Here is a 7,534-nt window from a genome sequence, read left to right on the forward strand (position 1 = left end):
TTAGTGTTACATATCGTAGCGCTCGCAGCGCTGATGCGCAAGCCGCGCCGCTAGAAATTCGGCCCCAGCGCGATCTTGGTGATCGTTCCGTTCCTGACGCCGATGCGCCATTCCGCCGAGCCGTTGGCGAACTGGGCGACATAGATGTCGCTGTCGAGCGCGGTGACGCCGCGGAACGAGACCGCGCGCAACGCCCCTAGCCGCGCCACGATGGCCTGGTCGAACAAAAGCTGCTGACGCGTGATGTTGGCGACCTCGGTGGTCATATGGTCGTAGTCGGGCTGCCCCTTGCCGATGCCCTCGATATATTGCCGCAGCATCGCCTCGCCATTGGCGATCGGGACGGCGCGACGCGACGCACGCCCCGGCCTGGCACTGACGTTCGAGGCCTCGACATTATGGAAGCGCGTCTGCCGGCCAGGCACCAGGATCTCCATGCACTTCCCTGACTTGTCGGCAATGACCCAAGGACTGTTCACCGTGGTCAGCGCGGCCCAGGTCATGTCCGACCTGACGACGCTCTGCGCCTTGCGCTCGCCGTCAGCGCCGAGATTGAAGACCTTAATATCGTCGTCCGTCTCGTTGTAGAGCATGATCCTGATCGGCGAGGTGCCGGCGCGGCCGCGCACATTCGCCTCTTCCGAGCAGGAGACGATGCCGCCAAGCTCGTCGTTGCCGTCGGGCCGGAAGATCACGTCGCCGGCCTTGCCGTCCGGCTCGAGCAGCACGCGGAATTCCGCCGTGCCGTTCTCGAACTTGGCGCCATAGATGTCGTAGCCGCCCGGCCCGACGCCGCGGAAGAAGATCGTCTCGACCGCACCGAGCGCCACGAAGGTCGCGCGCAATTCGTCGAGCCGACGATGGATGCTGGCGGCGAGCGGCGCGCTCATGCGATCGTAGTTCGGCGTGCCACGGCGCAAATCCTCGATACCAGTGAGGATCGCCTCCTTGCTGCGCGCAGCCGGGACCTGCTCCCTGAATCTGTCAGGGACTTCCGCCAGACGGCGCGCGAAGTCGGCCTCGATCGCCTGAGCCTGCGCTGCATCGATCCGCTGCGCGAGGCGGGCGCCGGAGGTGGCGTTGTGGACCAGCACGCGCGAGATGCCGGCCGTTTCATCGCGCAGGAAGATCAGGAGATGATCGCCGTGGACGGAGAACGCGTCAGTGCCCTCGGCAAGAACCGGCGCTCGGCCCTGGCCGGTCTCTTGCACGTGCAGACGATCGCCATCGCGCCGCACGGTGAGCACGCGGCCCGGCGCGATCCTGTACCAGCCGACATATTGATCGAGCGACACCGGGTCCGTAGCCGGCGCCGGCATCTCGGCAACGCGAACGGCAAGCACGTCGCGGCCATTCATATGCAGCGTCAATTCGGACGAGCGACGCTCCGCATCAACAGGGAACGTGATCTCGCCGGACGACGCCGCATAGGACGCCGTGCCGTCGTTGGCGACGGTCAGGCGCAGCCTGCGTTGTCCGGTGAGCTGCCCGTAGATTTCGTCGCCCTCGCGGAAGATGGCGAACACCGAGGCCGGGCCCATGACGTTGAAATTGACGGCGTAGAAATTGACGAACGGATGGTAATGCTCGGCCGGCACCTGGCCGAGATCTGCGCCGGCGGGCACCGGATCCGGCGTGCGATAGGCGATCATGCCGGCGGACACGATCACGACGGGCACGATCGCGGCCGCGATCCACAGCCGCTTGCGCCAACCGACCGCTGCGGGCATGGCGGCGGCTGCGATGATGCGTTCGACCCGCGCGCGCACGGTCGAAGCCCGCGCCATCGCAAGCTCCATCGGCCGCGGCTTCACGGAGGTCGCGACGTCGAGCAGGATTTCGGCGTAGGACAGCCGGTCGTCGATCATCTCGATCGCGCGGGCATCGCTGATGATCTCGGCAAGCTCGGCAAGCCGCGCCAGCTGCCACCAGGAGAACGGGCTGAACCAGAACACCGCGCGGTTGAGCGAGGCGAGCAAGAGGACGTAGAAATCGCCATTGGCGACATGCGCGCCCTCATGGGCGAGCACGGCGAGGCGCTTCTTCGCGTCCCAGCCGAAAAACTGCGGCGGCACCAGGATGATCGAGCCGAAGGTGACGGGGCCGCCGACGTCGCGGCTGACGCGCACATCGGCATCGATCATCTCACGGCTTTTCACCGGCTTCGCCGCGCGCGCCAGACGCCAGGTCAGGCAGAGGCCGATGGCCAGCCGCAGCAGCATCAGGCCGGCGAGGCAGGCATAGACGGTGGTGGCGACCATCCACCAGTCGATCGAGACACCTCGCTTCACCATCGGCGCGATGGCCGCAGCGGGCGCGATCGGCAGGGACGGCTGCGGTCGCTCCAGCATTGAGAAGTCGGCCGGCCACGCTTCATCCCGCATGGGCACGGACAAAGGCATCCGGTCGATGGTGAGCGTCGGCCAATGCATCACGAACGGCATCGCCAGCGATGCCAGCAGCACGACCATCCACGCCGTCATGTGGACGTGCGGATTGCGCACACGAAACAGGATGAGACCGATCCAGACGACGCCTCCCAGCGCGAAGGAGCGTAACGCCGCCTCAGCCAGAGCCGCGATCATTCTTTTTTCACTCCCCTCGCCTTCTTCGCCTTAGCCACCTGGTCGGCCAGCGCACGCAATTGCTGCTGGTCGAGCATCGCATTGTCCACCATGCCGACGAGGACCTCCTCCATCGAGCCGTTGCAGAACCAGTCGACGATGCGCTGCACCGCCTTGGCCGCAACCCGCGCCCGCTCTTCGGCGGCGTGATAGACGTAGGTGCGCCCGTCCACGGTGTGGCGAGCATAGCCCTTTTCTTCCAGCCGGCGCAGCACCGTCCGCACCGTCGATTCCTTCAGGCGTCGCGATAGCCGCTCGCGCACGATTTCGGCCGTGACCGGCCCATGGGCCCATACCAATTGCATGACCTCGTGCTCGAGATCGCCCAGGTCGGGCAAACGATCGTCCATGTGGCTTACCTAACAGCTTGAGATTCTTGTAACGCTACGCAGCGTCGCACATAAGGCACGGGCAGACAACGGCGATTCCGGCGGCCTATCCTTCGAGACGCCCGCCTACGGCGGGCCCTCAGGATGAGGACGCGTCTGCTGCGAGATACCAGACCCTCATGGTGAGGAGCCCGCCAAAGCGGGCGTCTCGAACCATGCAGGCCGAGCTCTCCCGGCAGTCTTCAACCGTCATAAGCGACAGGCTTGGACTGGTTCAGTACTTCGGCTCGTACATCTGCGACTGGACCAGGCCCTTGACATCGTTGGGTGCGGGTCCGTCGGCGAGCCCGCGCTGATAGGCGACATCAGCGACGGCCACCGCGATGCGGGCCGAGACCTCCCGGATGCGGGGCAGCGCCGGATAGAGGCTGCCCTGATCGAGGTCCTCCTTGCCGACGCAATTGGCGAGCGTGTGGGCGGCCGCCATGAACATCTCGTCGGTCACGAGCCGCGAGCGGCTGGCGATGACGCCGAGGCCGACGCCGGGGAAGATGTAGGAGTTGTTGCCCTGGCGCGGCACGAAGGTGCGGCCATTGAGCGTGACCGGATCATAGGGGCTGCCGCAGGCGAACAGCGCGCGGCCCTCGGTGTAGCGATAGGCATCCTCCGCCGAGCATTCCGCCTTCGAGGTCGGGTTGGACAGCGCGAACACGATCGGCTGCGCGTTGAGCCCGGCCATCGCCTTGAGCACATCGGGCGTGAAGGCGCCACCGACTGCGGCGACTCCGATGATCGCCGTCGGCTTCAGCGTCTTGATCGCGGTGAGGAAGTCGGCGATCGGCGCCTGATCCTTGTGCGCATAACGGAGCTTGTGGCCGGAGAGGCCTTCGCGACCGCCGACGACGAGGCCGCGGGAATCCACCAGCCAGTTGCGCCGGAGCGCCTCGGCTTCCGTTGCGCCCTCCGCGATCATGGCGGAGACGACGAGATCGGCGATGCCGGTCGCAGCCTCGCCTGCACCGAGGAACAGGATGCGCTGATCCGTCAGCTTGCCGCCATTGACGCGCAGCGCCGAGAACAGGCCGGCGAGCGCAACCGCTGCGGTGCCCTGGATGTCGTCGTTGAAGACGCAGGCTTCGTCGCGATATTTGTGCAGCAGCTTGAACGCGGAATGGTTGGCGAAGTCCTCGAACTGGATCAGCACATCGGGAAACGTCTTGCGCGCTGCGACCATGAATTCGTCGACGAAGCTGTCGTAAGCGTCTCCGGTGAGCCGCCGCTCGCGCAGGCCGAGATAGTAGGGATCGCTGAGGAGCTCCTCGTTGTTGGTGCCGACGTCGAGCACGATCGGCAGGCACTGCTCGGGATGCACGCCGGCGCAGGCCGAATAGAGCGAGAGTTTTCCAACGGGAATGCCCATGCCGTTGGCGCCGAGGTCGCCAAGCCCCAAAATGCGCTCGCCGTCAGTGACGACGATGAGTTTTGCGGCATTGGGCCAGTTCTTCAGGATCTCCGCGATCTGGCCGCGATCGCGCGAGGAGATGAACATGCCGCGCGGTCGCTGGTAGATCAGGCCATATTTCTGGCAAGCGAGCCCGACCGTCGGCGTGTAGATGATCGGCTGGATCTCGTCGATATTGTCGACCACGACGCGAAAGAACAGCGCCTCATTGCGGTCATGCAGCGCGTTCAGCGCGACGAATTTTTCCAGATCGGTCGGCAGCGTGCGCAGATTGGTCAGCACGCGCTCGACCTGCGTCTCCATTGTCAGCACGCAAGGCGGCAGCAGGCCACGCAGGCCGAGCGCTGTGCGCTCCGCTTCCGTGAAGGCCGTGCCCCTGTTGAGCAAGGGATCGCGCAGCAAGGCCATGCCGTGCGCGGAATCGGACGATGTCGAATGGGTGTCGACCCGAGCAGGTCTATTCACGAATTCCCCCAGGGAGTTTCTTATTGAAGGGCAAGCATTGTCGGCCAGCGTTCCATCGAGATCAAGGACGTTGCTCCCCGGGCCGCGATTGTGATCTCGCACCGCAGCGAGATTTTCGCGAGAGAGCGCAGTTGCGCGCGGCGCAAAGGTTAACGGCGCGGGGCGACTCGCGCTCCTCATGGTGAGGAGCGCGTCTTCGCGCGTCTCGAACCATGAAGGCCCCTATCTCGCCCGCGTCCATCCTTCGAGACGCCCGCTGCGCGGCCTCCTCAGGATAAGGAAAGCCCCTATTCCGCCTTGATATCCGCAGCCTTCACCACCGGCCACCATTTCTCGGTCTCGGCCTTCTGGAAGGTGCCGAGGGCTGCGGGCGATTGCTGGTCCACTGGCGGAATCTCCTGGCCCAGTTCGGCAAAGCGTTGCTTGAAGGAAGCGTCGGCAAGGGCTGCGACAAAGGCCACGTTGAGCCTTGTGACGATCTCCTTCGGCGTGTTCTTCGGTGCCCAGATGCCGTGCCAGTAGGAGATGTAGAGACCCGGCAGCCCCGCTTCGTCGACGGTCGGAATGTCGGGCGCGGACGCGAGCCGCGTCGGCGCCGTCACCGCGAACGCCTTGATCGCACCGTTTCTGTATTGCGGCAGCGAGTTCGAAGCCTGGTCGAACATGATGTCGATCTGTCCGGCGACGAGATCGATCATGGCGGGCCCCGCGCCGCGATAGGGCACGAACTGGAAGTCGGTGCCGGTCTTCTCCTTGAAGAAGACGCCGGCAACATGCGCGCCGGTGCCGGCGCCGGCCGTCCCCGCGCTCGCCTTGCCGGGATTGGCCTTCAGCCACGCGATCATCTCTTTCAGATTGTTGGCCTCGAGCGACTTTCGGCCGACGATCAGCTGCGTACCCATCGCGACCAGCGCGACCGGCTCGAAATCGGCGACCACGTCATAAGGCAGCTTGAGGACCGCGCCGTTGAGTACATGCGTGCCCCAATGGCCGATCGCAATCGTGGTGCCATCAGGCGCCGCACGTGCGACGCGCGCACCGGCGATGCTGCCGGAAGCACCGGCCACGTTCTCGACCACGACCGTCGTGTGCAGCTCGATGGCGATCCGCTCGGACAGGATCCGCGCCAGCGTGTCGGTCGGACCGCCCGCCGCGAACGGCACGACAAGAGTGATGGGTCGCGACGGAAACGGCTGAGCGTCCGCCGGCGCCATCCACGCCGTACTTCCGATCAACGCGCATGCGACCATCACACGGCCGCGCAATCCGGCCCACAGCCCCCGCATCGTTCTCTCCCACCCTTTTTGCAGCCCGCATGTCGTCAGCGGGCTGAAGCCGGAGTGAACGCTGGCGGACGGGCAGAGGCAAGCTGGAAATGATGCCGGGCCGCTTAGGGCGTGGATTCATAAACTCGCGCTGCACTTCGTGTGAGGTCCGCTCTGCCTCCGATACCGGCCGTGTTGGCGCACCTCACCCGAGGTCCGAGTTGGGCCAGAAGCGGTCCTCAGCATGCCTCCACCCACGAGGTCAGCTACGGGCCACGAGCTTAACTCTTGGCGAACATCGCAAGAAGTGAATACAAATGCGAGACGTCGGTTTGCAACCTCCTATCGAATGCAGTCGCAATGGACTGAATGAAGACGATGCAAGTGACGACGTTAAGCTGCGTGCCCAGTTCAATCGGTGGCCGGTCCTCATGCTCCCTCACGAAATGTTCTATCTAGTTCCAGTATTGATGTTATCGATCTTCTTCGGCTCTTTCTTCCTCAATATTCGGAGGGCTAAAAAGCGGGTTGCACATTGGAAGGGATATTCAACTTGGCTTTTCTTCCGCTCGAATGGGGCTGCCCTATCAAAGCGAGCAAAATCAATTTGGATGAAAGAGGAAGGATACGATGAAGCCGAGGCGATGATTCTCGCTGGGTTTCAAGCACGAGCAGTGATCTGCACAATTTGTGGTACAGTCCTTCTCTTTGCGCTCGCGGCCAACGTGATCGAGCCAATGCACTACGGCAAGACTAATCCAACAACCGTCCAATCTGAAAAGCGGAAGTAATTCATCGCCAATCAATTCGCGGCAGGTGGTCGCTCACCATCGCACCACTTGCGCGTCCGGGCACTTAAGGACATTGGCCCGAGCACCGCAGGAGGTCAGCTAAGGGTCATGAGCGGACTTAACGGTTTGCGAACCCTAATCGTCGGAGAGCTGCGAACCACCAGCGCCCTCGTGCTACCTTAGCGGGCATGTCGCCTTTCAGCATTCGTTCCACTTTTATGCTCGTCCTGATCGTCGGGGGCACGTCCAGCATCTACGTGTTCCTTGGCCTTAGCCTCGTTATGGTGCTGATAACGTTGGGCCTAGCCTGCCTCGTGTACGTTCTGTTCGCTAAGCGCTACGGGTGGGGCAATGAAGGGCGTCTCACGAGACATCTCAGTCGTCCGCCGTTCGAAGACGAACGACGCAAGTCCAACTGATTGTGCTGGAATGAACTGGCTTATTGCTTTTGCATTCTTCGGCTTTTGTTGGTGGCGCGTAGCAAAAGCACGCGAACGAGCTGCTGAACTCGCAGTGACTGGAATTGGGCGCTCGCCGTTGTACTGGGTGTCGAACGCGCTGGTTGCAATCCTGTTAGCCCTAGTATCCGGAATCAGAG

At 63.5% G+C, this 7,534-nt stretch carries 5 protein-coding genes; 1 reads left to right on the forward strand and 4 read right to left on the reverse strand.

The annotated features are described in order from the left end of the window. Positions 1 to 50 precede the first annotated feature (50 nt). The 4 genes from FXB38_RS22130 to FXB38_RS22145 all read right to left on the reverse strand — a co-directional run bounded on the left by FXB38_RS22130 (position 51) and on the right by FXB38_RS22145 (position 6,166). Positions 51 to 2,585: a M56 family metallopeptidase gene (locus FXB38_RS22130; RefSeq protein ID WP_148753096.1), complete on the reverse strand. Its 2,535-nt coding sequence runs from the start codon at positions 2,583 to 2,585 to the stop codon at positions 51 to 53. Then, the gene (locus tag FXB38_RS22135; RefSeq protein ID WP_148753097.1) at positions 2,582 to 2,974 is read right to left on the reverse strand and encodes a BlaI/MecI/CopY family transcriptional regulator; all 393 of its coding nucleotides are present in this window, start codon (positions 2,972 to 2,974) and stop codon (positions 2,582 to 2,584) included. Before FXB38_RS22135 ends, FXB38_RS22130 begins: the two co-directional genes overlap by 4 nt. Positions 2,975 to 3,227: 253 nt before the next feature. Next, entirely contained in the window at positions 3,228 to 4,880 is a 1,653-nt protein-coding gene (locus FXB38_RS22140; protein ID WP_283812751.1) for an NAD-dependent malic enzyme, read from the reverse strand. Between the two features lie 287 nt (positions 4,881 to 5,167). Next, the gene (locus FXB38_RS22145) at positions 5,168 to 6,166 is read right to left on the reverse strand and encodes a tripartite tricarboxylate transporter substrate-binding protein (RefSeq protein ID WP_148753098.1); all 999 of its coding nucleotides are present in this window, start codon (positions 6,164 to 6,166) and stop codon (positions 5,168 to 5,170) included. A gap of 296 nt (positions 6,167 to 6,462) precedes the next feature. Here FXB38_RS22145 and FXB38_RS22150 point away from each other — a divergent pair, with 296 nt between their 5' ends. Then, positions 6,463 to 6,936 carry a hypothetical protein gene (locus FXB38_RS22150; RefSeq protein ID WP_148753099.1) on the forward strand — a complete coding sequence of 158 codons (474 nt, stop codon included), beginning with the start codon at positions 6,463 to 6,465 and terminating at the stop codon, positions 6,934 to 6,936. Positions 6,937 to 7,534 lie beyond the last annotated feature (598 nt).

The organism is Bradyrhizobium cytisi (genome assembly GCF_008123515.1).
Classification (GTDB): domain Bacteria; phylum Pseudomonadota; class Alphaproteobacteria; order Rhizobiales; family Xanthobacteraceae; genus Bradyrhizobium; species Bradyrhizobium cytisi.

Bases quoted from the DNA above. Each gene is read 5' to 3' on its own strand.
- FXB38_RS22130 (WP_148753096.1), bottom strand. From the start codon at position 2,585: ATGATCGCGGCTCTGGCTGAGGCGGCGTTACGCTCCTTCGCGCTGGGA.
- FXB38_RS22135 (WP_148753097.1), bottom strand. From the start codon at position 2,974: ATGGACGATCGTTTGCCCGACCTGGGCGATCTCGAGCACGAGGTCATG.
- FXB38_RS22145 (WP_148753098.1), bottom strand. From the start codon at position 6,166: ATGCGGGGGCTGTGGGCCGGATTGCGCGGCCGTGTGATGGTCGCATGC.
- FXB38_RS22150 (WP_148753099.1), top strand. From the start codon at position 6,463: ATGCGAGACGTCGGTTTGCAACCTCCTATCGAATGCAGTCGCAATGGA.